A 23,923-nucleotide genomic window follows, 5' to 3' on the forward strand; every position below is an offset into this window, starting at 1 on the left:
CAAGCAATAACCATGCCGCGAGCAGCGCAGCTCGGCTGGTCGATCACGCTGAAAGGGCATCGGGGCCTCGCATGAGTTTGGTGCAACGGCTGGAAGTGCGTCAGGGCCAGGCCCTGGTGATGACGCCGCAGCTCCTGCAAGCGATCAAACTCCTGCAATTGTCGCACCTCGATCTCGCCGCCTATGTCGAGGCCGAGCTGGAGCGCAATCCGCTGCTGGAACGGGCCGAATCCGAGGGATCGGGGCCCGCCGAATCCGCCGAGGCGAGCGGCCCGTCCGACGGAGCGGCCTCGGGTGGCGATTTCGACGCCGCCGACCCCGATTCGTGGCAGCCCACCGAACTCAATCCCAGCCGCGGCGAGATCGAGGCCGATTTCGACACCCGGCTCGACAACGTCTTCCCGGACGACGCGCCCATCCAGGCGCAGGAGGCCTCCGGCGGCGACATGCTCTCGCTGACGCCGCCCCCCTACGGCAGCAGCGGCGGCAGCTTCGATTCCGACGCGCCCGATTTCGAGGCCGCCCTGACGGCCGAGATCTCCCTGCGCGATCACCTGGCGAGCCAGCTCGATCTCGCGACCCGCAACCCGTCCGACCGGCTGATCGGCGGCTTCCTGATCGACGCGGTCGACGAGGCCGGCTACCTGCGCGAGACGGTGGAGGGCGTGGCCGAGCGCCTCGGCGCCGATCCCGCCACCGTGGCCCGGGTGCTGACCCTGGTCCAGAGCTTCGACCCGCCGGGGATCGCGGCCCGGGACCTCGCCGAATGCCTGGCGATCCAGCTGCGCGAGCGCGACCGGTTCGACCCGGCCATGCAGGCCCTGGTCTCGCGCCTCGACCTCGTGGCCAAGCGCGATTTCGGCGCCCTGCGCCGCCTCTGCGGGGTCGACGACGAGGATCTCGTCGAGATGCTGGGCGAGATCCGGCGGCTCGATCCCAAGCCCGGCCGCGCCTTCGGCTCGAGCGCCGTCGAGGTGCTGATCCCGGACGTGTTCGTGCGCGCGGCCCCGGACGGGTCCTGGCTGGTCGAGCTCAACGGCGAGGCGCTGCCCCGGGTCCTGGTCAACCAGAGCTACTATGCCCGCGTCGTGCGCGGCGCCTCGGCCGACGGCGACAAGGCGTTCCTGTCGGAGGCGCTGCAGAACGCCAACTGGCTGACCCGCTCCCTGGAGCAGCGCGCCCGCACGATCCTGAAGGTCGCCACCGAGATCGTGCGCCAGCAGGACGGGTTCTTCGTCCACGGCGTCACGCATCTGCGCCCGCTGAACCTGAAGACCGTGGCCGAGGCGATCGGCATGCACGAATCGACCGTGTCCCGGGTCACGTCCAACAAGGCAATCGGCACCAGCCGCGGCACCCTGGAGATGAAGTACTTCTTCACCGCGGCGATCCCGGGCGCGGCCGGCATGGCGGCCCATTCGTCGGAAGCCGTGCGCCACCGGATCAAGCAGCTCGTGGATGGCGAGACGCCGGACGACGTGCTGTCGGACGACGCGCTGGTGCAGAAGCTGCGCAGCGAGGGCGTCGACATCGCCCGCCGGACCGTGGCCAAGTACCGGGAATCCCTGCGCATCCCGAGCTCGATCGAGCGCCGCCGCGAGCATTACGCCCACGGCTCCGCCCATCACGGGGCGCTGGCCCTGCGCTGAGATCCGGCGGGACGGTCTTGCGTCGCGGCGGCGTCCGGCCCATCGGTCGCGCGCCGAATCACGATTCCTGGACCCGCGATGACTTCTCCCGCCACGCCCCCGCGCAGCCTCACCGCCATCGTGCTCGCGGCCGGGAAGGGCACGCGGATGCGCTCGGACCTGCCGAAGGTGCTCCACCGGATCGCCGGGCGGACCATGCTGGGCCACGTGCTCGCGGCCGTGCAGGCGGCGGGCGCCGGCCGGATCGCCGTGGTCGCCGAGCCCGGTCGCGAGGATGTCGCCGCCGAGATCGCCCGGGAGGCGCCCGGCGCGCAGGTGTTCCCGCAGGCCGAGCGCCTGGGTACCGCCCACGCCGTGCTCGCCGCCCGGGCCGTGCTCGAGACGCCGGACGACGACGTGGTCATCGCCTTCGGCGACACGCCGCTGATCAGCGCCGAGACTTTTTTGCGACTCCGCGCGCCGCTCGCCGACGGCGCGGCGGTGGCGGTCCTCGCCTTCGAGAGCCCGGTCCCGACCGGCTACGGCCGGGTGCTCACCGAGGGCAGCCGTGTCCTGGCGATCCGCGAGGAGAAGGATGCGAGCCCCGCCGAGCGGGCCGTGACCCTGTGCAATGCCGGGCTGATGGCCCTGTCGGGGCAACACGCTCTGAAGTTGCTGAGCCGCATCGGCAACGACAACGCCGCCGGCGAATATTACCTGCCCGACGCGGTGGCGCTCGCCGTCGCCGAGGGGCTCACGATCACGGTCGTGCCCGTGGACGAGGCGGAGGCGCAGGGCGTCAACGACCGGGTCCAGCTCAGCATCGCCGAGGCCGCGATCCAGGCCCGGCTGCGCCGCAGCGCCATGCTGGGCGGCGCCACGCTGGTCGCCCCCGAGACGGTGTTCCTGAGCCACGACACGATCCTGGGACGCGACGTCGTGGTGGAGCCGCACGTCGTGTTCGGGCCGGGCGTGCGGGTTGCGGACGGCTGCACGGTGCGGGCCTTCGCCCATCTGACCGACACCGTGCTGGAGGCGCGCGTGCGCATCGGGCCGTTCGTGCGGCTGCGCGGTCATGCCGTCCTCGAGACCGGTGCCGAACTCGGCAATTTCGTCGAACTCAAGAACGCCCATATGGGGCCGGGCGCCAAGGCCGCGCATCTGACCTATCTCGGAGACGCAGAGATCGGCGCGAAGGCCAATATCGGCGCCGGCACGATCACCTGCAATTACGACGGCGTGCTCAAGCACCGGACCAATATCGGTGCCGGCGCCTTCATCGGCTCGAACTCGGCGCTGGTGGCGCCGGTGACCGTGGGGGAGGGGGCCTATGTGGCCTCAGGCTCGGTCATCACCGACGACGTGCCGGCAGACGCCATGGCGGTCGCCCGCGGCCGACAGGCGGTGAAGCCGGGCTGGGCGAAGCTGAAACGGGCGGCGCTGCTCGCCGAAAAGGCGCTGCGCGGGGGGCGCTGAGGCGCGCTGGCCGAGGTCTGCTCCCATCGGCGCGATCGTGTGATGGTCGATCGCGACCCGTGTCGGTCGCCCGATATTGTCGGCTCCGGATGACAACGGACCTTGGCTTTCCCTTGGGGACCGGACGTTCCGTTCCCGCTCCATCGCGACCGGTCAGGCAAAAAGCCAGCGGCCAAGCATGCGACCGAACGGGAACGTGAAGAACCCCGCGATCAGGAGAGCCCCCGTGATCGGCGACAACGCCGTGTAGCGTTGGGCATCCACCCGATGCAGGCGAGCGTGCCAAGCCAGCATCGGAGCCAGGGTGAGTGCGATGAAGGGGCCGCGCGTCCCGAAGGCCACCCCTGGGTTCGGTATCGCCCGGAGAACCGCCGGCGCCGCGGCAGGGAATGGCTCAACCTGACAGCGATGCCCGGGGGACGGCTGTGCTTGACGGGCATCGGCGTAGCTGGGACACGGCCGCCTTTCCGGACATCGACCCGCACGATGCTGCTCAACCGCGTGTTTCCCGTCTGCGCCGTCCTGGCCGCAGCCACCGCCTACGTCGCGCCGGACATGTTCCTCCCGATACTCCCGCACGTCGCCGTGCTGCTGGCCGTGATCATGTTCGCCCTCGGGGTGACGCTGACGCCCGCGGATTTCGGCCGGATCCTGGCCCGGCCCGCGCCGGTCGCGACCGGCGTCGTGGTCCATTACCTCGTGATGCCCGCCGCTGCCTGGGCCATCGCCCACGCCCTCGGCATGGGCACGGAGCTCACGACCGGCATGGTGCTGGTCGGCAGCGTCGCCAGCGGCACGAGCTCCACCCTGATGGTCTACATCGCCGGCGGCGACGTCGCCCTGTCGGTGACGGTCGCCGTCGCCTCGACGCTGGTGGGCCTCGTGGCGACACCGCTCCTGGTGCGCTTCTACGTCGACGCCGCCGTGCCGGTGGATGTGGCGGGGCTCCTGACCAGCCTTGTGGAGATCGTGGCCGCGCCCGTGGCCGCGGGGCTGGCGCTCAACCGGCTCGCGCCGCGTCTGGTCGGGCGCTTCGAGCGCGCGCTGCCCGTCGTGTCGATGGCCGCCATCCTGCTGATCATCGGCGCCGTGGTGGCCGGAAGCCGGGCGAGCATCGCCGCGGTCGGCCCCCTCGTGCTGCTGGCCGTAGCGCTGCACAACGGAGCCGGCCTGGTCTGCGGCTACTGGAGCGGGCGCCTGCTCGGCTTCGATGAGAGCACCTGCCGGACCCTGGCGCTGGAAGTCGGCATGCAGAATTCCGGCCTCGCGGCGGCACTGGGCAAGCTCTATTTCTCACCGCTGGCCGCCCTGCCGGGGGCGGTCTTCTCCGTATGGCACAACCTGTCGGGATCAATCCTGGCCGGCCACTGGTCGGGCCGGAACGGGGCTATCGCCGCGCGCGGGACCGCGCCGCGATAAGGCACCCGCGGCGGCGCCCCCCCCCCGCGGCCACAGCCCTTTCGCCGGGGCTGGCCCTGTGCGGCCCTGATCCGGTACACGTCCCGCTTGGCTCGGCGGTGAGCGAACGGCCCGGACCTTGCGCGGCCGGTCCGCGCGCGGCCACCCGGGCGTCAAAACGAGAGACACTTCCATGTGCGGCATCGTCGGCATCGTCGGGCGCGACGCGGTGGCGGGGCAGGTGATCGAGGCCCTGCGGCGGCTCGAATACCGCGGCTACGATTCCGCCGGCATCGCCACCCTGGAGCACGGGCAGCTGGCGCGCCGCCGCGCCTCGGGCAAGCTGGTCAACCTCGAGGAGCGGCTGGAGCGCGAGCCGCTCACCGGCACGATCGGCATCGGCCACACCCGCTGGGCGACCCATGGCCGGCCCAACGAGACCAACGCCCACCCGCACGCCACCAAGCGGCTCGCCGTCGTCCATAATGGCATCATCGAGAATTTTCGCGAATTGAAGCACGAGCTCGAGGCCGACGGCGTCGTCTTCGAGACGGAGACCGACACCGAGGTCGTCGCCCAGCTGGTCAGCCGCAACATGGACCGGCAGATGAGCCCGGTCGATGCGGTCGCCGCCGCCCTGCCGCGGCTGCGCGGCGCCTTCGCGTTGGGCTTCATCTTCTCCGGCGAGGAGAACCTGCTGATCGGCGCCCGCCACGGCGCGCCGCTCGCGGTCGGGTTCGGCCAGGGCGAGACCTATCTCGGCTCGGACGCCCTGGCGCTCGCGCCCTTCACCGACGCGATCACCTATCTCGACGAGGGCGACTGGGCGATCCTGACCCGGGACGGCGCCGAGATCCGCGACCAGTCCGGCGCCCGCGTCGAGCGCCCGCGGCAGAAGATCGCCACGCAGGCCTACCGGATCGACAAGGGCGAGTACCGCCACTTCATGGCGAAGGAGATCCACGAGCAGCCCGAGGTGGTGGGCCGCACGCTCGCCCACTACGTCGACATGGCCAACGGCCGGGTGATGCTGCCCGAGGCGCTGCCCTTCGACTTCGCCAAGCTCAGCCGCGTCTACATCACCGCCTGCGGCACGGCCTTCTATGCCGGGCTGGTGGCGCGCTACTGGTTCGAGCAGGTCGCGCGCCTGCCGGTGGAGATCGACGTCGCCTCCGAGGCCCGCTACCGGGAGGCGCCGCTGGAGAAGGACGGGCTGACGCTGGTGATCTCGCAATCGGGCGAGACCGCCGACACCCTGGCCTCGCTCCGCTACGCCAAGAGCCAGGGCCAGCACACGCTGTGCGTGGTCAACGTGCCGACCTCGACCATCGCGCGGGAATCCTCCGTGGTGATGCCGACGCTCGCCGGCCCCGAGATCGGCGTCGCCTCGACCAAGGCGTTCTCCTGCCAGCTCACCGTGCTGCTGTGCCTGGCCATCGCGGCCGGCCGCGCCCGCGGCACCCTCGACGCCGCCGGCGAGCGCCGGCTGGTCGACGCGCTGATCAAGGCCCCGGGCCTGATGGCGGAGGCGCTGACCCGCGAACCGGAGATCGAGCTCCTCGCCCGGGACGTCGCGAAGGCGCGCGACGTGCTCTATCTCGGCCGCGGCACCAGCTACCCGATGGCGCTGGAGGGCGCGCTGAAGCTCAAGGAGATCAGCTACATCCACGCCGAGGGCTACGCCGCGGGCGAGCTGAAGCACGGGCCGATCGCGCTGATCGACGAGAGCGTGCCGGTGATCGTGATCGCGCCCCACGACGCGGTGTTCGAGAAGACGGTCTCGAACATGCAGGAGGTCGCCGCGCGCGGCGGGCGCATCGTGCTGATCGGCGACGCCAAGGGCGCGGCCGAGCACGGGCTCGACACCATGGCCACCGTGACCATGCCGGACCTCGACGCCACGGTGGCACCGATCGTGTACGCGGTGCCGATCCAGCTGGTGGCCTACCACACCGCGGTGTTCATGGGGAAAGACGTCGACCAGCCCCGGAACCTCGCCAAGTCGGTCACCGTGGAGTAGCCGCACGGGCGATCAGGGAATCCGTCGCCCCGGCAGATGAACGACGCGCGGAACAAGACGGCCGGGTGAGAGGATCCAGCAGGCACCGCGCTTCGGGCTTCCAACGAGCGCGGTGCCGTGGCGCATTCGGCGGTTCACCGAGGCGTCATGGCATGGCCGATACGGCTAGACATGGACGCGCGAGAATCGAGGCTATCACTGCCCGCGGGAGCGAGCGTATCTGACAGAGCGGGTACGGATGGGTCGGTATGGCCCGGCCGCTCGGTTCAGATGATCTTGAGACGCAGATCGCGCGACTTCTGCGTCCGTCATGACCACTGCCAGCGGTCCGCCCGTCAGAGTGGGCTTGCCGAACCGACGGCCTCCGCCTGACCGAGGCAAACCGGCACGACAGCGTGAAGACCGCTACCGCGCCGTAGGCGTGCGGGCCGCTGACAGCCCGACATCGTGGATCGACGATAGGGGCCAGCGGCACCGACCCGGCGCGGCTCATTGGGTCGGATGAAGCTATCGTCTTAAGTTTGGGTGCGCCCGCCAATTTCACGCGTGGGGCGAAGCCGCGCCGTCTTCCGCGAGCCCCGACAGATCCCGCTCCTCCGGCGTGAGCGGCGGCACCACGGACGTTCCCGTCCGCGCCGAGATCAGCGCCGCCTCGATGCAGGCCATCACCTGAAGCGCCTCGAGGGCGACGGTGTGGTCGATGGCGCCTTGCGCGACTTGCCGGGCGACGCCCGCGTAGTAGTGCCGCTGATCCCCGGCAACGGCAGGCGCGTGCGTCACGGCGCCGGTGCCGTCATGGATGGCGACCCCGTCCGGGTCCTCGCCCCAACCCGGTGCGCCCGGAGCGAGGCCGGCCAGGAGTTGCTGCTCCTGGATGTCGAGGCGCTGCTTGACGAGGCTGCCGGCCTCGCCGTGGACGAGGAAGCGGGGCGATCCGCCGGCGACCAGCATGCTGGCCTGCAGGACAACGCGCAGGTCCGGATAGTCGAGCACGACATGGGCCCAGTCGTCGGACAAGGCGCCCTGGCGCAGCCGCGCCAGGTTCGCGGTGATCCGGTCGGGCAGGCCGAACAGCTGGAGCGCCTGATCCACGACATGGGGCCCGAGATCGTACCAGATGCCGCCGCCAGGGCCGGCCCCTTCCCGCCAGCGGTCGCGGACCAGCGGGCGGAACCGGTCGAAATGCGACTCGACGTGCCGGACCTTGCCGACGCGACCCTCCGCGATGGCCGCCCGGACGGTGAGATAGTCGCTGTCCCAGCGCCGGTTGTGGAACACGGACAGCATCCGGTCCCGGTGCCGTGCCAGCGCAACCAGGTCCCGCGCCTCGGCGAGGTCGAGGGTGAAGGGCTTGTCGACGACCACGTGCTTGCCGGCTTGCAGCGCCAGCCGGGCCAGGGGCGCGTGGGTGTCGTTCGGCGATGCGATCACCACGAGGTCGACGTCGTCCGACGCCGCGACCGCGGCGGGCTCGGCGATGACGGTCATACCGGGCAGGTCGGACCGGACCTTGGCCGGGTCGCGCGAGCCGACCACCCGAAGGTCGAGCGCCGGAACCGCCCGGATCAGGGGGGCGTGGAAGGTCTTGCCGGCATAGCCGTAGCCGATCAGGCCGACGCGGATCGGTGCAGGTGCGCTCGCCATTCAGGTCTCGTCCGGCCCGGCCATCGGGACGGCGCGATGATAGCCGCGCGACCGCCCGGGTTCACCACCTCCGACGCATGGAGCATCGTCCGGCCGTTCAATCGGAGGCCGCCACCAGCTCATGCCCCACCGTCATCACGAGCGCAGCGAAGTGACCCCGCGATGCGCCACCTTCGGGGATCGCGCGCTGCCCTGGGTTGCTTCGCCGCGCTCGCAATGACGGCGCGGCGCACCGGCCGTCGCGTGAGACGGGTGTCCCGTGCGCCCGCTGCCCAGGCCCGTCCCTAGAACCGCGCCGTCAGGAACAACCGCACGTTCCGTCCCGGCAACAGGATCTCGTCCTTCTTGAACGAGGTCGAGTTGCGGATATCGGCGTCGAGCAGGTTGCGGCCCTGCACCCCCAGGGTGATCGCGCTCGCTCCGTAGACCGTCGGATCGACCAGCTTCGTGTAGCTCAGCTCGGCGCGCAGGTCGTCGTAGCCCGGGGTGGGGGTCTCGAACAGGGCGGTCGCCTGGTGGTCGAAGGCGTGGAGCAGGTTCACCCGGGCGAACCAACCGTCCGCCCGCAGGTAGACGCCGCCGCCGAGCCGGTAGGGCGGGATGCGCGGCACGTTGGTGCCGTTGTCGAACTGGGCGCGCACGAAGTCGAACTGCGCCTCGATGCCGGCAAAGCCGTTACCCACCGGCAGGACGTCGTACTGGCCGATGATCTCGGCGCCGTAGAAGGTGGCGTTCTGCTGCTGGTAGACGACCTGCCGGTTCTCGGTGCCGCTGCCGCAGGAGGCGAAATCGTCGTCGCAGGCCAGCCCGGTGAAGTTGCGGTAGATGAAGCCGGTATAGCGCGTGTAGTAGCCGGTGGCGTCGAGGCGCAGCGGGCCCTCGGCCCGGCGGATGCTGGCCTCGACCGTCCGGGCGCGCTCCTTCTTGAGGTCCGGATTGCCGATCTCGAAGGTCGCGGTGGCGTCGTGCGGCCCCTGTGAGAACAGCTCGTAGCCGGTGGGTCCGCGCTCGACATAGGAGCCGTTGAGGCTCGCCACGAAGCCGAAGGGCAGGTCCTGGAGGGCGCCGATGCTGGCGCTCTTCGGGGCGAAGCGCCGGGTCCGAGCGTATTGGAGCGGGTCGAGCCCGTCGACCGGGGTGAAATCCGTCGGGAATTGCGCCGCCGTGCTGGACAGCCGGTCGACCTCGTAGCGCCCGGCCGCCTGAAGCCGCGTACCGGGGCGCAGCTCCAGCTCCTCGAACAGGTAGACTGCGTTGGCCCGGGACTCGGTCTTGGGCAGGAACGATTCGAGCTGCGTGTTGATCACCCGCCGGTCCGACTGGAAGCCGAGCGCGCCGGTCAGCACGCCGAACGGGGTCTCGACCGGGACGTGCTGGAGCTCCAGGCGCCCCTCCGCCTCGCGGTTCTTGAAGATCGCCTGGACGCCCTCGATCCCGTCCTCGCCGATGCCGACCTCGTTGTGGCGGTAGACCGAGTAGCCCGCCCAGTAGCGGATCACCTCGAACGGTCCGTCGAGCGGCCGGTACTCGCCCCGCGACAGGACCCGGTCCTGGTTCGGGGTGAGGCGGGTGCGGTCCTGCTCGGCGGTGCCGCCCGGGATCGCGTAGATCGCGTCGTAATGGCTGAACGAGATGCCGACGAAGCCGCGGTCGCCGATCGCCGAGATGCCGACCGCGCCGCCCTGGGACTCGTTGTAGGAGTTGCGCTGGATCCCCCCGGGGATCGCGTAGCTGTCGTTGGCGGTCCTGAACCCGTCGGCATGGACCGCGATGCCGTCGCCGCCGGCATCCACGGTCGCGGCCCCGAGCCGGCCGTTATCGACGCTGGAGAAGCCGGTGGTGACCTGCCCCTGCACGCCGTTCGCCGGGATGAAGGTCGGCACGCGGTTGTTGTCGGCCGACACCACGCCGCCGATGGCACCGGAGCCGTAGCGCAGGGTCGCGGGGCCGCGGATCACCTCGATCCGGTCGGCGACCAGCGGGTTCACCGGGACCGCGTGGTCCTCGCCGAGATCCGAGACGCCGCCGTTGACGATGCCGTTCTCCTGAATGCGCACCCGGGCATTGTCGAGGCCGCGGATGATCGGCCGCGAGGCCGCGCCCGGCGCGTAGGTGGTGGACGAGATGCCGGGCCGGTCGAACAGGGCGTCGCCCAGGGTCCGAGGCTGGTCGCGGGCGATCTGATCCTGCGTCACCACGGTGACGGGCGAGAACGTGTTGGTCGCCACCGGCAGGATGCCGGTCTGCAGCGGTGCCGCGGGCGCCGCGACGGGCTTGGTAGCCTGGATCGGACTGGGGCTGGTGACGCTGATCTCGTCGAGGGCGACGGCCTTCTGCGCCTGCGCCGGAGCGGCGAACAGGCTGGCAGAGAGGGGCGCCGACAGGATCGTGCCGGCCAGGACGGCGTGGCGGAAAGTCGGGGTCATCGAGACTCACACAGTGTTATATCGTTTCATTCACGCGCCGCGAGGAACGGAAGCAAGCGCCGATCACGCGGGCCGTCGCGTTCGGCCGGAAACGTTACATTGTTACAACACTTGGTCTGAGCGCCGCCCGCGCGTCGCCCGACGCAACGTTGACATTGTAACGTTATAACGTTTTTCTTGGGGCATGACACAGCCTGACCTTCGGCTTCCCGTCACCGTCCTCTCCGGCTTCCTCGGGGCCGGCAAGACGACCCTGCTCAATCATGTCCTGAACAATCGCGACGGCCGCCGGGTCGCCGTGATCGTCAACGACATGAGCGAGGTGAACATCGACGCCGACCTCGTGCGGGCCGGCGGCGCGGATTTGTCCCGGACCGACGAGACGCTGGTCGAGATGACCAACGGCTGCATCTGCTGCACCCTGCGGGACGACCTGCTCGACGAGGTCCGCCGCCTGTCCGAGGCGGGCCGGTTCGACTACTTGCTGATCGAGGGCACCGGCATCGCCGAGCCGCTGCCGATCGCCTCGACCTTCGCGTTCCGGGACGAGGCCGGCCGCTCGCTCTCGGACGTCGCCCGCCTCGACACCATGGTCACCGTGGTCGACGCGGTGAACCTGCTGAAGGATTACGGCTCGGCCGCCTTCCTGCGCGAGCGCGGCGAGACCGCCGGGGCCGAGGATACCCGCACCCTGGTCGACCTGCTGGTGGAGCAGATCGAGTTCGCCGACGTGGTGGTGATCAACAAGGCCCGGGACGTCTCGGCCGAGCACCTCGCCCTGGTCCGCTCGGTGGTGCGCGGCCTGAACGCCGATGCCCGCATCTTGGAGACCGATCACGGGCGCGCGCCGCTGGACGCGATCCTCGATACCGGACTTTTCGATGAAGAGAAGGCGCAGGCCCACCCGCTCTGGTTCAAGGAGCTCTACGGCGCCCACGACCACGTGCCGGAGACGGAGGAATACGGGATCTCGTCCTTCGTCTACCGCGCCCGGCGGCCGTTCGATCCGGAGCGGTTCAACGCCTTCGTCAACGCGACATGGCCGGGCCTGATTCGGGCCAAGGGCCATTTCTGGCTGGCGACGCGGCCGGATTGGGTGGGGGATTTCTCGCTCGCGGGCGCTGTGGCGCGGATCTCCGCGATGGGGTTCTGGTGGTCGGCCGTGCCGCGTCGGCGCTGGCCGGAGGCGCCCGAGTTCCGGCAGCGCCTCGACACGGTCTGGAGCGAGGTCTGGGGCGACCGCCGCCAGGAACTGGTCTTCATCGGCACCGGCATGGACAAGGAGGCCCTCACCGCCGCCCTGGATGCCTGCCTGGTCGAGACCGGCGAGGATGCGGCCTTCGACCCCGAAGCCTATCGCCACCTGCCGGACCCGTTCCCGGCCTGGCGGCGCGCGGCCTGACGCGTCGCCTCAGACCGCGATCGCCTCGGCCTCGTCCTCGGCCTCGATCTCGGCGTCGACCTCGGTGATCTGGCCGGAAGCGCCGGCCGCCTCGGCGAGGCCGCGGGCGGCCTTGCGCAGGAGCTTGCGCAGGCGACGCCGGTCGGTCTTATCGAGATGGTCGAGCAACTCGGCCTCGACCTCCTCCTGGATCCGCTCGATCGCCTCGGCCTTGGCCAGGCCGGCCTCGGTGAGCTGAACCCGGACCACGCGCCCGTCGCCCGATTCGGCCCGGCGCTCGACGATGCCCAGAGCCGCCAGCCGGGTGACCGTCTTGGAGGCGGTGGGCGGGCGTACCCGCAGGAGGGCGGCGAGGTCGCCCATCGTCATGGTGCCGGCCGCGGCGAGCGCCTGCACCACCTGTTCCTGCCCGGCGAACAGGCCGAGCTTCGCCAGCCGGTCGCCGGTGCGGGCCCGGTGCAGGCGCGCGGCCTGGACCAGGGCCCAGCCGACGCTGCGCACGCCGGGCGGCCGCATCTTCTTGGACGACCCTTCCGAGGCGCCCGCATCCTTGATCTCACGATCACGTTTCTGCTTGTCGCCCACCGGAGCGCCCGCATCTATGCCGGCGGCCGCCGGACCATCCTGAAGCTGCACGATCCACCCCCATCACACGGCCGCCCGGGATCCTGTGGCGCGGGCCGGTGACGCTGCGATGACGGGGATGGATAAGCGCCCGTCTCAGCAGGACATCAGGCGTTTCAGGCGGTCCAGGATGTCCTCACCCGTGCAGGGGCGGGCGATGAAGTCGGCATGGGCCGGCATCCGGGCCGGATCGGGAGCGGCCCGACCCGACACGATCAGAATCGGCAGTTGCGGCCGGGCCTCGGCCACCGCGCTCGCCAGATCGAACCCGTCGGTCTTCCCCGACAGCTGCACGTCCGTCACGAGCCCGCAGATGTCCGGGCGCGCCTGAAGAATGCTGAGCGCCCGCTCGGCGGAGGCGCATTGCACCGTGTCGTAGCCACCATCCTCGAGCACGTCCCCGAGGTCCATGATCGTCAGCGCCTCGTCCTCGACGAGGAGGATCACCGGCCGATCGCCGCCCGAAACCGTCTGCTCGCTCGCCACTGTGCACTCCCTCCGGCAGCGTCCGGCCGCGGGGGCCACCGCACGCATTGTCCGTCGTGAGCCCAACGGCAGAAACGGTTCCAGGTTGCAGGCTGTCGCGGCGGCACCGCCCGGGATCGTCAGCCCGATGTCTTCAGGACAAAGCCGCAGCCTTCCCGGGGATGACGGCGACGAGCGCTGCGATCAGCCGGTCGAGATCCGCCTCCGGGATGGTCAGGGCGGGGGTGAGATAGACGATGTCGCCGAACGGCCGCACCCAGACGTCCCGCGCGAGGAAGGCCGCCTTCAGCGCGGCGAGGTCGGGCGCTGCCGTGAACTGCACCGCCCCGATGGCGCCGAGAACCCGGATATCGGCGATCCCGGGCAGGCCCTTAAGCTCAGCCAGCCCCTCCGTCAGGCGGCGCGCGATGGCGCCGGCCTGATCGAGGCGCGGTTCGGACTCGAACAGGTCGAGGCTGGCATTGGCCGCCGCGCAGGCGAGCGGATTGGCCATGAAGGTCGGGCCGTGCATCAGCGCCGCCGCCGGATCCTCGGACCAGAACGCCTCGAACACCTCCGTCCGGGCGACCGTGGCGGCGAGCGCCATCGTGCCACCGGTGAGGGCCTTCGACAGGCACATGATGTCCGGCACGATCCCGGCCTGCTGGCAGGCGAACAGGCTGCCGGTGCGGCCAAACCCGGTGAAGATCTCGTCGGCGATCAGCGGCAGGCCGTGGCGGCGGGCGAGGCGTGCGACCGTGGCCAGCACCTCCGGCGGGTGCAGGATCATGCCGCCCGCGCCCTGGACCAGGGGCTCGACGATCACGGCGGCCAGCGTCTCGCGATGGGCGGCGAGGGCCGCATCGAGCGCCTCGGTCTCGGCTTGGCTGCGCGGCAAATCACAGAAAACCTGGCTGGGCAGGTAGGCGCCGAAGCGGCGATGCATGCCCTCCTCGGGGTCGCAGACCGACATCGCGCCCATCGTGTCGCCGTGATAGCCACCCCGGAAGGCCAGGACCCTGGTCCGCCCGCTCACCCCGCGGTTGAGCCACATCTGGGCCGCCATCTTCAACGCGACCTCGACGGCGACCGAGCCCGAATCGGTGAAGAAGACGTGGTCGAGATCCCCCGGCAGCAGCGCGGCGAGCCGTGCCGCCAGGCGCTCGGCCGGAGCATGGGTCAGGCCGCCGAACATCACGTGGGGCATCCTGGCCAACTGGTCGGCCACCGCCCGGGCGATGTGCGGATGGTTGTAGCCATGCACCGCCGTCCACCAGGAGGCGATACCGTCCACCAATTCGCGGCCATCCGCCAGCACGATGCGGCTGCCCCGCGTCGCCACCGCCTCCAAGGGCGGCGGCGCCAGCCGCATCTGCGTGTAGGGCCGCCAGAGGTTCTTTCGGGATCGGTCGGACGTCATGGCCGAGGGATGGGCGGCTTGGCGGGGGTGGTCAAGCGGGCCCGCGGCAGAGCGCGCGAACCGCGCGGAACCGGTACCGTTCACCGGTGAAGATGCTGATTCCCGTCCCCACGACCGACGATGAGCCTTATTCATAACCGGCGCACGCAGCTGTCGGCCACGGCGCTGAATGGGACGGCGATCGCATCGATCGCGGCTGGTTTCATCACGCCGCTGGGGGCCGTCTCGTTCGGGATTCCCGGCGCCCGCGGCGCGCTCAGGGCGACGCTGTTTGCTGTCGCTTGGCTTGCCGTCGGCGGCATCCTACGTCTGACAGCACGACCACTGCTCGGGAGCCTGCGGGAATGAGCTGGGGCGACCTTTACCTCATGGCCCTCGGGCCGGTGCTTGCTCTCGCGGCGGGCCTGTTCATCTACCTTTCGGCGACGATGGGGCCGGGGAACCGCGTGCAGAAGCCGCTCGGGGCCGGCGAGGGACACCGGACGACGTCGGGTCAGCCCGACCGCCCCTAGAGGGATCAAGGCCGCTCGGTACTGGCCGCCACCTTGACATCCACCACCCCCGCGGCCCCATCACCCACCCGATGGACAGCCTCGACACCTTCGCCCGCACCAAACTCGACGCCTTGGAGGCCGGCAGCCTGCGGCGGCGGCTCACGCCGACCGAGCGGGGCACCGGAGCCGCGGCGGCGCGGCGGGGCAGGGCGCTCGTGTCGTTCTCGTGCAACGACTACCTCGGCCTGTCGCATCACCCGCGGGTCATCGCCGCCGCTCAGGAGGCGGTCGCGACCTATGGCGCGGGGGCGGGCGGGTCGCGGCTGGTCACCGGCGACCATCCGGTGCTCGGGGCGCTGGAGGCGCGGCTGGCGCAGCACAAGGGCGCCGAGGCCGCCCTGGTGTTCGGCAGCGGCTATCTCGCCAATCTCGGCATCACCCCGGCGCTGGCCGGGCGCGGCGACCTCGTGGTGCTGGATGAGCTGTCCCATGCCTGCATGTGGGCCGGGGCGCGGCTGTCCGGGGCCAAGGTCCTGACCTTCCGCCACAACGATCCGGCCGACCTCGCGGCAAAGCTGGCGGAGCACCGCCCGCACCACGCCCGCGCCCTGGTCCTGACCGAGCGGGTGTTCAGCATGGACGGCGACCGGGCGCCGCTCGGAGATCTCCTGGGCGTCGCCGAGGATTTCGACGCCTGGACGCTGGTCGACGACGCCCACGGGATCGGCGTGGTCGAGGACGGGCCGCGGGCACCGCTGGAGATGGGCACCCTGTCGAAGGCGCTGGGGTCCTATGGCGGCTATCTCTGCGCGTCGCGGCCGGTGATCGACCTGATGACCAGCCGCGCCCGGAGCTTCGTCTACACCACCGGCCTGCCCCCGGCCTCGGCGGCGGCGGCGCTCGAAGCCCTGGTGATCCTGGAGGCGGAGCCGGCGCGCCGGGCCCGGCCGCTGGCGCTCGCGCGGCGCTTCACCGCCCGCCTGGGCCTGCCCGAGGCCGAGAGCGCCGTGGTGCCGGTTCTGGTCGGCGACGCGCAGGCGGCGCTCGACATCTCCGCGGCGCTCGAGGCCGACGGCTTCCTCGTGGTGGCGATCCGGCCGCCGACCGTGCCGGCCGGGACCGCGCGGCTGCGGGTGGCGTTCTCGGCGGCCCACGCGGAGGCGCAGGTCGACGCCCTCGCCGATGCGGTGGCGGCGCTGACGGGCCGCGCTTCCCGTCCCTGAGCGGCCCCCCTATACGTCATCCGGGACGCTCCCGCCCAAGAGGAGCCCGGGACACCGAGAGGACGACGCCCCATGGACGCCACCGCTTTGCGAGCCCTCCAGGCTCCGATCAAGGACCAGTACCGCGCCACGCCGGATGCGGCGGTCATCACCCTGAAGGCCCGGGGTACGCTCGACGACACCAAGATCGCCTGCAAGGTCGAGACCGGCCGCGCCATCGCGGAAGCCGGGCTGCACCCGGCCACAGGCGGGTCCGGGCTGGAGCTCTGCTCCGGCGACATGCTGCTCGAAGCCCTGGTCGCCTGCGCGGGCGTCACCCTTAAGGCGGTGGCGACCGCGCTGGAGATCCCGCTGCGCTCCGGCACGGTCAGCGCCGAGGGTGACCTCGACTTTCGCGGAACGCTCGGCGTCGACAAGGAAGCGCCGGTGGGCTTCCGCAGCATTCGGCTGTCCTTCACCTTGGACACAGACGCGCCGGAGGACAAACTCGCGCAATTGCTCAAGCTCACCGAGCGCTACTGCGTCGTCTTCCAGACCCTGAACCACAAGCCCGAATTGTCGGTCGCGGCCACGACGGCCTGAGGGGAGGGCGACGATGGCCGGCGGCATCACCCAGGCCGAGTACTGGAACGGCGAGGTCGGCGCGCGCTGGGCCCGCAACCAGGCGGTGCTCGACGCGGTGTTCGCGCCGCTGACCGAGGCCCTGTTCGACCGCGCGGCTCTGCGCGGCGGCGAGGCCGTGCTCGATATCGGCTGCGGCTCGGGCGCCACGAGTCTGGAGGCCGCCCGCCGGGTCGGACCCGAGGGCGCCGTGACCGGGGCGGACATCTCGGCGCCGCTGCTGGCGGTGGCCCGAAGCCGCGCCGAGGCGGAGAGCGGTGCCGCGCCGATCCGGTTCGTCGAGGCGGATGTCGAGCGCGCGGATCTCGGCGCCTACGGGCAGGCCCTGTCGCGGTTCGGGGTGATGTTCTTTCCGGACTCGGCCCGGGCCTTCGTCAACATCCGGCGGATGCTGCCCCCCGGGGGCCGGCTGACCTTCCTGTGCTGGCGGGCGCTCCCCGAAAACCTCTGGGTGACGGTGCCCCGCGAGGCGGTGCTCCCGCTCCTGCCGGAGATTCCGCCGCCCCCACAGCCGGACACGCCCGGCCCGTTCCGCTTCGCCGCGGCCGATCCGCTGGTCGCCCTGCTGCGCGGCGCCGGCTTCGGGACCGTGGCCTGCGATGCGGTCGACCGCGACGTGGTGCTGGGCCGGGGCGCCACCGATGCCGAGGCGGCGCAGGCCGCGGCGCATGTGGCGCTCAATCTCGGGCCGACCGCGCATCTCGTCCGCGAGGCCGAGCCCGATCTGCGCAGCCGGGCCGAGGCCGCCGTCACCGCGGCCCTGACGCCGCATGCGCAGGGCGGCACCGTGCGCCTGCGCGCCGCCTGCTGGCTGGTCCAGGCGGGCTAAGCCGCGCCTTCGGAGCATCATCCCGAAAGCCGGTCGCCGGCTTTCGGACAACGGTGATGCACCCTCAGAAACCCAGCGCGCCGCCGTCCGAGCGGGGGTCGTGCATCGCCTCGATCCGCCCGTCCCGGGCGCGGCGGACGAGCATGCCGGCATGGCCCAGCGTGTCGCTGTAGGGCACGCCGACCGGCTCGATCTGGTGGCCCATGCGCTCCAAAGCCGACAGAATCGCCGGGTCGAACCGGTCCTCGACCTTCACGCTGAGCGACGGCGCCCCCCAGGTCCGGCCGTAGAGCAGCCGCGGCGCGTCGACCGCGTCAGCGACCGAGACGCCGTAATCGGCGTAGCGGCAGAAGATCTGGGCCTGGAATTGCGGTTGGCCGTCGCCGCCCATCGCGCCGTAGGCCATCACCCGGCCGTCGTCGAAGGCGGCCAGCGCCGGGATCAGGGTGTGGAACGGGCGCCGGCCCGGCTCCAGCGGGTTCACGGCGTTCGGGTCCAGGGAGAACGAGACGCCGCGGTTGAGCCAGTCGATCCCGGTCCGCGGCAGCACCACCCCGGAGCCGTATTCCCAGTAGACCGACTGGATGTAGGAGACGGCCAGCCCGTCCCGGTCGATCGCCCCCATCCAGACCGTGTCGCCGGGCGAATCGCGCAGGGGCACCGAGGCGGCGCGCTTCATGTCGATCCGCGCGGCTTCCGTGGCGAGGAAGGCCGGCGCCAGGAAATCGGCCGGGTCGTGGCGCAGGCGTCCGAAATCGGTGACCACCCGGTCGCGGATCGCGAAGGCGCGCTTCGTCGCCTCGATCAGCCCGTGGTAATGCGCGAGGCTCTCCGGGGCGGCGATATTCAGCCGGTCGAACAGCCCCAGGATGATCAAGGCCGCCAACCCCTGGGTCGGGGGCGGGAAGTTGAACAGCGTGGCGTCGCGCCGGCGCAGGGCCAGGGGGGCGCGCTCGGCCGGCCGGTAGGCTTCGAGGTCGGCCCGGGTCACCGGCGCGCCGAGGCGTTCCAGGTCGGCGCCGATCTCATGGCCGATATCGCCCCGGTAGAAATCGTCGAGGCCGGCATGGGCGAGCTGCTCCAGGGTCGCCCCGAGGGCCGACAGCGTCCGGATCTCGCCCGCTTGATAGGGCTTGCCGTCCTTCAGGAAGGTCGCGGCGAAGTTCGGGGCCTCGTGCAGGGTGTCGCCGGGTTGCGGCTTGTAGCGCTCCTCGCTCGGCGAGACCGGGACGCCGTCGCGGGCCTGCTTGATCGCGTCGCCGAGCAGCACGTCCAGCGGCAGGCGGCCGCCGAGCGCCTTGGACAGCGCCAGTGCCAGGTCCCAGCCGCCGATTGCGCCGGCCACCGTGACCATCGCGTCGGGGCCGCGGGACGGGATCGCGTCGTAGCCCTTCTCGCGGTAGCGCTGGATCGTGGCGAGCCGCCCGGCCGGCCCGCAGGCCTCGATGCCGCGCACCCGGCCGCCGCGCTCGCGCACCAGCCAGAAGCCGTCGCCGCCGATGCTGTTCATGTGCGGGTAGACCACGGCGATCGAGGCCGCCATCGCGACCATCGCCTCGATGGCGTTGCCGCCCTGGGCCAGCACGGTCCGGCCGGCCGAGGCGGCCAGGTGATGGGGGGCGGCGACGGCGCTGTCGGAGAAGACGGGAGTCTCGGTCATCGGGGGTCCTGTGGTGTTCCGGTCGCAGCGTTAGGCAAGAGCGCGGCCGCCGCAAGGTGCCGCGCTCCATGGGGGCCGTCCCATGCTAGGACGACGGGCGCCTGTCGCGCGGAAGCGGTTGATGTCGCTCAAGCTCCTGCCCCGGTTCACGGTCGGGCTCGCCCTCGTCGCCGCGCCCGCCGCGGCCCAGCAGCATGTCCGCACGATCCACGAGGGCGCGGGCGCCGATCCGCGCATCTCGGTCTCGCAGCCGGAGAGCACCAGCCAGGCTTCCGGCGGCTATGTTCGCTCGATCGAGCCCTCGCTCGGGCCGCTCGGCGATCCCCTCGGCATCCGCCCGGTGCTGAAGGCGCGCGGCATCGAGTACAGCCTGACCTACATCGCCGACGTTCTGGGCAACCCGACCGGCGGAATCCGGCAGGGCGCGATCGTCGAGGATCGCCTGAACCTGCGGCTCAACCTCGATCTCGACCGGCTTGCGGGCTGGGAGGGCGCGACCATCCACGCCAACGCCTATTTCATCCACGGCACCGGCCTGTCGCGCTACTATGTCGGCGACCTGCTGACCACGAGCGTCATCGAGGCGCTGCCGTCGAGCCGGCTCTACGTCCTGTGGTTCGACCAGAGCCTGATGGACGGGCAGCTCGGCCTGCGGATCGGCCAGCAGGCCGCCGACACGGAATTCTTCGTCAGCCAGACCGCGACCCTGTTCGTGAATTCGACCTTCGGCTGGCCGGCGATCACCGGGCTCGACCTGCCGAGCGGCGGCCCGGCCTACCCGCTCTCGGCCCCCGCGATCCGGGCCAAATACGCGCCGGGCAACGGCTTCTCGCTCCAGGTCGGGCTCTATGACGGCGATCCGGCCGGGGCGAACCGTCCGGGCCAGGATCCGGAAGCGCAGCGGCTCAACCGCACCGGCACGAATTTCCGCACCAACGATCCGGCCCTGATCGTCGCCGAGGCGACCTACGCGTACAACATCGAGCCGGAGGCCAAGGGCCTGCCCGGCGACATCACCCTCGGCGGCTGGCAGCATTTCGGCCGGTTCGACAGCCTGCGCTTCGACATCACCGGCGTGCCGCTGGCCGACCCGAACGCCAGCGGCATCGGCCGCCCCCTGCGGGGCAATGCCGGCCTCTATGCGATCTACGACCAGACCCTGTACCGGGAATCCGGCAAGGACGACGAGGGCCTCGGCTTCTTCGTGCGCGCCGCCTACTCGCCGACCCGCTCGAGCCTGGTGGACGCCTATGTCGATACCGGCCTGGCCTACAAAGGCCTGTTCGAGGGCCGCGACGACGACACGGTCGGGGTGAGCCTCGCCCATGCCCGGATCAGCGACGACGCCCGGCGGGCCGACCGGGACACGATCGTCTATACCGGCGTCCCGATGCCGCGGCGCCGGGCCGAGACGGTGCTGGAGGCGACCTACCAGGCCGTGGTGGTTCCGGGCTTCACGGTGCAGCCCGATATCCAGTACGTCTTCCATCCGGGCGCAGGCGTGGCCGGCCCGGACGGGCGCCGGCTGCGCAACGCGGCGGTGCTCGGCGTGCGCGCAACCGTGCAGTACTGAGAGCACCTCACAAAACTCCAGGTCCCCGGGAACCCTCCGTTCGCACGCGACGGTGCGGCGGGAGTTTTGTGAGAGGCTCTCAGGCCTAACTCTGGAACGGTCGCGGCGCGCGCCCTCTTTCAGACTTATGGTGATCTTCGAGTGGGTTGTCGGCGTCCTGTTCGGCGCCGTCCTGTTGGCTGCGCTGGCGCGGCGGCTGGGTGCGCCGTACCCCGCGTTCCTCGCCTTGGGCGGGGTCGGCCTCGCCTTCGTGCCCGGCGTCCCGAACCTGCGGCTCGACCCCGAACTGGCGCTGGCGCTGTTCCTCGCCCCCGTCCTGCTCGATGCCGGCTTCGACGCCTCCGTGCGGGACATGAAGGAGAACTGGCGTGCGGTGTTCGGGCTGGCCGTGGGCGCGGTGGCGGTGACGACGCTCGCCGTCGCGTTCGTGGCCCACCTGATCGTGCCCGACATGCCGATCGCGGCCTGCATCGTGCTCGGCGCCGTGGTCGCGCCGCCCGACGCCGTGGCGGCCCTCGCGGTGCTGAAACACGCGCCGATGCCGCATAGGCTCGCCACGATCCTGCGCGGCGAGAGCCTGCTCAACGATGCCGCCTCGCTGATCATCTACCGGCTGGCGGTGGCGGCCGCGATGTCCGACGGCTTCCATCCGGCCGAGGTGGCCCCCGCCTTCCTGATCGGCGTGGTGGCGAGCCTGGTGGCCGGGCCCGCCCTCGGTCTGGCCTTCGTCGCCCTGACCCGCCGCGTCACCGACCCGGCGAGCACGATCGTGATGCAGTTCGTCGCCGCCTTCGGGATCTGGCTCGCCGCCGAAAAGCTGGAGATGTCGGGGGTGCTGACCATCGTGACCTTCGCGGTCACGGTCGCCCGGCGGGCGCCCGGAATCACGGCGCCGCGCACCCGGGTGATCTCCTACGCGGTCTGGGACACGGCCGTGTTCGTGCTCAACGTCCTGGCCTTCATCCTGATCGGCATCCAGATCGACCCGATCCAGGACCGGCTGACCGGTGCGGATGCCTGGCAGGCCATGTTCCTGGCCGCCGCGATCTTCGCCACCGTGGTGGTGACGCGTCTGGCCTGGGTCCTGCCCACGACCGGCCTCAAGGGGCTCGGCCTGCGTCAGGCGGGCGAACGGGCGAAATACGGGCCGGGGCTCGCTCTGTCCTGGGCCGGGATGCGCGGCATCGTCACGGTCGCCGCCGCCCTGGCTCTGCCGATGGAATTCCCGCACCGGGACCTCGTGGTGTTCACCGCCTTCTTCACCGTGCTCGGCACGCTGATCGTTCAGGGCCTGACCCTGCGCCCGCTGCTCGCACATCTGAAGCTCGAGGACGACGATCCGGTCGGGCGGGAGGTGGGCTGGGCGCGCGCGGCCGCCTACAAGGCCGCCCTCGACAGCCTGTCGGAAGCCGGCGACGAGCCGGCGATCGACTCCCTGCGCGCGGAGTTCCGCTCGGCCCTTGAAGAGGCCGAGGCCCATGAGGAGGGCCTGGCCCCCGAGAGCCTGCCCTCGGACGCGGCCCGCCGCCGCTCGGTGGAGGCCGCCCGCAACGCGGTCCTGACCCTGCGCCGCCAGGGCCGGATCGGCGACGACGCCTACTTTCTGCTGGAGGAGGAGTTCGACTGGGCCGAGCTTAACGCGACGCCGAAAGCCGAGACGTAGCGCTCAAACGCCCTTGCGCGCCGCGACCCGGGCCTCGATCGCGTCCCACACCGCCACGGACAGGTCGGGCCCGCCGAGCCGCTGGATCGCCCGGATGCCCGTGGGGGAGGTGACGTTGATCTCGGTCAGGTGACCGTCGATCACGTCAATCCCCACCAGGATCAGGCCGCGCCGGGCCAGCTCCGGTCCGATCGTCGCGCAGATCTCGCGCTCGCGCTCGGTCAGCTCGGAGGCCGAGGCGGCGCCGCCGCGGACCATGTTCGAGCGGATGTCGTTGGCCGCCGGTACGCGGTTGACCGCCCCCATCGCCACGCCGTCGACGAGGATGATGCGCTTGTCGCCCTCGGTCACCCGGTCGAGATAGCGCTGGATTACCCAGGCCTCCCGGAAGGTGGTCGCGAACAGGTCGAACATCGAGCCGAAATTCGGGTCCGTCTCGGTGACCTTGAAGACGGCCGCGCCCCCGTGCCCGTGCAGCGGCTTCATCGCCACCGTGCCGTGCTCCAGCCGGAACGCCTCGATCTCCGCCTTGTCGCGGCTGATCAGGGTCGGCGGCATCAATTCGGGGAAGTCGAGCACGAACAGCTTCTCGGGCGCGTTGCGCACCTCGAAGGGATCGTTGACCACCAGCGTCTCCGGGTGGATCCGCTGCAGCATGTGGGTGGCCGTGATGTAGGCCATGTCGAAGGGCGGATCCTGGCGCATGAGCACCACGTCCGCCTCGGCGAGGTCGATCCGCTCCGGCGGCGTGAGGGTGAAATGCGCGCCCTCGACGTCCTGGACCGTCAGCCGCTCGACCCGGGCGGTGACCCGCCGGCCCTGCATCGAGAGCCGGTCGGGCGTGTAATAGACGAGGCTGTGCCCGCGCCGCTGCGCCTCGAGCAGCAGCGCGAAGGTGGTGTCCCCGGCGATCCGGATATTCTGGATCGGGTCCATCTGGACGGCGACGGTCAAGCCCATCGAAAATGCCCTTCGCCTGCGGCGCCTGTCTCGACCGGAGGCGTTCTCAATCGTCGGACAGCGACTTGCTGCCGGTGCGCTTGTCGTAATCGCCGATCGCCGAGCGGCACTCGGGCGAGAGGCGCTTGCGGTTGCGCATCATGCACTTGTCCGCGTCCTGGCTGTTCGGATCGACGCCGGCGCAGAGACGGAAATAGTCGTTGGCGCAGCCGAGCTGCAGCCCCTGGTCCTCGCGCTGGGCGTAGGCCGGTCCTGCGGCGAGCGTGACGAGGGCGAGGGCGGCCGCAGCGAGGCTACGACGACGGTAGGCGTGCAGGGTGCGTTCCGGAACGAGTCGCATTCAGCGGTGTCCTCAAATCTCGATCGCGCGGAAAATCGATGCGGCGGTCTCCCGTCC

General features: G+C 71.1%; 20 protein-coding genes. 11 read left to right on the forward strand and 9 right to left on the reverse strand.

What is annotated here, in order from left to right; translation table 11 throughout:
• Window positions 1-71: 71 nt before the first annotated feature.
• On the forward strand, window positions 72-1,649 hold the full coding sequence (gene rpoN / locus WYO_RS05320; RefSeq protein WP_007559968.1) for an RNA polymerase factor sigma-54: 1,578 nt from the start codon (window positions 72-74) through the stop codon (window positions 1,647-1,649).
• Between the two features lie 78 nt (window positions 1,650-1,727).
• Complete coding sequence (glmU, locus tag WYO_RS05325) at window positions 1,728-3,104, forward strand: bifunctional UDP-N-acetylglucosamine diphosphorylase/glucosamine-1-phosphate N-acetyltransferase GlmU (RefSeq protein WP_007559970.1); 1,377 nt, start codon at window positions 1,728-1,730, stop codon at window positions 3,102-3,104.
• 153 nt (window positions 3,105-3,257) lie between these two features.
• Here glmU and WYO_RS05330 read toward each other — a convergent pair whose 3' ends face one another.
• On the reverse strand, window positions 3,258-3,446 hold the full coding sequence (locus tag WYO_RS05330) for a hypothetical protein (protein WP_052311405.1): 189 nt from the start codon (window positions 3,444-3,446) through the stop codon (window positions 3,258-3,260).
• Window positions 3,447-3,590: 144 nt separating this feature from the next.
• On the opposite strand from WYO_RS05330, the gene WYO_RS05335 reads away from it, so the two are divergent.
• Both WYO_RS05335 and glmS read left to right on the forward strand, forming a co-directional pair.
• The gene (locus WYO_RS05335) at window positions 3,591-4,523 is read left to right on the forward strand and encodes a bile acid:sodium symporter family protein (protein WP_007559972.1); all 933 of its coding nucleotides are present in this window, start codon (window positions 3,591-3,593) and stop codon (window positions 4,521-4,523) included.
• 172 nt (window positions 4,524-4,695) lie between these two features.
• On the forward strand, window positions 4,696-6,522 hold the full coding sequence (glmS, locus tag WYO_RS05340) for a glutamine--fructose-6-phosphate transaminase (isomerizing) (RefSeq protein ID WP_007559973.1): 1,827 nt from the start codon (window positions 4,696-4,698) through the stop codon (window positions 6,520-6,522).
• A gap of 540 nt (window positions 6,523-7,062) precedes the next feature.
• Here the strand turns inward: glmS and WYO_RS05345 are convergent.
• A complete protein-coding gene (locus WYO_RS05345) occupies window positions 7,063-8,166 on the reverse strand; it encodes an oxidoreductase (RefSeq protein ID WP_007559975.1) in 1,104 nt (367 codons plus the stop codon).
• 284 nt (window positions 8,167-8,450) lie between these two features.
• Window positions 8,451-10,592: a TonB-dependent receptor gene (locus tag WYO_RS05350; protein WP_007559977.1), complete on the reverse strand. Its 2,142-nt coding sequence runs from the start codon at window positions 10,590-10,592 to the stop codon at window positions 8,451-8,453.
• Between the two features lie 184 nt (window positions 10,593-10,776).
• On the opposite strand from WYO_RS05350, the gene zigA reads away from it, so the two are divergent.
• Window positions 10,777-11,994, forward strand: a complete 1,218-nt coding sequence (gene zigA, locus WYO_RS05355; protein ID WP_007559978.1) for a zinc metallochaperone GTPase ZigA — start codon at window positions 10,777-10,779, stop codon at window positions 11,992-11,994.
• Window positions 11,995-12,003: 9 nt separating this feature from the next.
• On the opposite strand, the gene WYO_RS05360 is transcribed toward zigA, so the two are convergent.
• From WYO_RS05360 to WYO_RS05370, 3 genes are all read right to left on the reverse strand, one after another.
• Window positions 12,004-12,549, reverse strand: coding sequence for a MarR family transcriptional regulator (locus WYO_RS05360; protein ID WP_230366872.1), 546 nt, complete (start codon window positions 12,547-12,549; stop codon window positions 12,004-12,006).
• Between the two features lie 165 nt (window positions 12,550-12,714).
• Complete coding sequence (locus WYO_RS05365; protein WP_007559982.1) at window positions 12,715-13,104, reverse strand: response regulator; 390 nt, start codon at window positions 13,102-13,104, stop codon at window positions 12,715-12,717.
• Window positions 13,105-13,237: 133 nt separating this feature from the next.
• Complete coding sequence (locus tag WYO_RS05370) at window positions 13,238-14,503, reverse strand: adenosylmethionine--8-amino-7-oxononanoate transaminase (protein ID WP_007559984.1); 1,266 nt, start codon at window positions 14,501-14,503, stop codon at window positions 13,238-13,240.
• A gap of 120 nt (window positions 14,504-14,623) precedes the next feature.
• Between WYO_RS05370 and WYO_RS30425 the strand changes: the two genes are divergently transcribed.
• The 4 genes from WYO_RS30425 (at window position 14,624) to WYO_RS05385 (ending at window position 17,670) form a co-directional block, all read left to right on the forward strand.
• Window positions 14,624-14,851: a hypothetical protein gene (locus WYO_RS30425; RefSeq protein WP_085985771.1), complete on the forward strand. Its 228-nt coding sequence runs from the start codon at window positions 14,624-14,626 to the stop codon at window positions 14,849-14,851.
• Between the two features lie 235 nt (window positions 14,852-15,086).
• On the forward strand, window positions 15,087-16,220 hold the full coding sequence (locus WYO_RS05375; protein ID WP_007559988.1) for an 8-amino-7-oxononanoate synthase: 1,134 nt from the start codon (window positions 15,087-15,089) through the stop codon (window positions 16,218-16,220).
• Window positions 16,221-16,292: 72 nt separating this feature from the next.
• Window positions 16,293-16,802 (forward strand): OsmC family protein, encoded by a 510-nt coding sequence (locus tag WYO_RS05380; RefSeq protein WP_007559990.1) that lies wholly within the window; start codon window positions 16,293-16,295, stop codon window positions 16,800-16,802.
• A 13-nt stretch (window positions 16,803-16,815) separates the two neighbouring features.
• On the forward strand, window positions 16,816-17,670 hold the full coding sequence (locus tag WYO_RS05385; protein WP_007559992.1) for a methyltransferase domain-containing protein: 855 nt from the start codon (window positions 16,816-16,818) through the stop codon (window positions 17,668-17,670).
• 64 nt (window positions 17,671-17,734) lie between these two features.
• Here WYO_RS05385 and WYO_RS05390 read toward each other — a convergent pair whose 3' ends face one another.
• Window positions 17,735-19,330, reverse strand: coding sequence for a gamma-glutamyltransferase family protein (locus tag WYO_RS05390; protein ID WP_007559994.1), 1,596 nt, complete (start codon window positions 19,328-19,330; stop codon window positions 17,735-17,737).
• A gap of 121 nt (window positions 19,331-19,451) precedes the next feature.
• Between WYO_RS05390 and WYO_RS05395 the strand changes: the two genes are divergently transcribed.
• Both WYO_RS05395 and WYO_RS05400 read left to right on the forward strand, forming a co-directional pair.
• Window positions 19,452-20,903 (forward strand): carbohydrate porin, encoded by a 1,452-nt coding sequence (locus WYO_RS05395; protein ID WP_007559995.1) that lies wholly within the window; start codon window positions 19,452-19,454, stop codon window positions 20,901-20,903.
• Between the two features lie 127 nt (window positions 20,904-21,030).
• A complete protein-coding gene (locus WYO_RS05400) occupies window positions 21,031-22,566 on the forward strand; it encodes a sodium:proton antiporter (protein WP_007559998.1) in 1,536 nt (511 codons plus the stop codon).
• A 3-nt stretch (window positions 22,567-22,569) separates the two neighbouring features.
• On the opposite strand, the gene gshB is transcribed toward WYO_RS05400, so the two are convergent.
• Both gshB and WYO_RS05410 read right to left on the reverse strand, forming a co-directional pair.
• Window positions 22,570-23,526, reverse strand: a complete 957-nt coding sequence (gshB, locus tag WYO_RS05405) for a glutathione synthase (RefSeq protein ID WP_007560000.1) — start codon at window positions 23,524-23,526, stop codon at window positions 22,570-22,572.
• Window positions 23,527-23,572: 46 nt separating this feature from the next.
• The gene (locus WYO_RS05410) at window positions 23,573-23,866 is read right to left on the reverse strand and encodes a hypothetical protein (protein ID WP_007560002.1); all 294 of its coding nucleotides are present in this window, start codon (window positions 23,864-23,866) and stop codon (window positions 23,573-23,575) included.
• Window positions 23,867-23,923: the final 57 nt, after the last annotated feature.

Origin of the sequence: Methylobacterium sp. GXF4, from assembly GCF_000272495.1 — a bacterium.
Lineage (GTDB): Bacteria > Pseudomonadota > Alphaproteobacteria > Rhizobiales > Beijerinckiaceae > Methylobacterium > Methylobacterium brachiatum.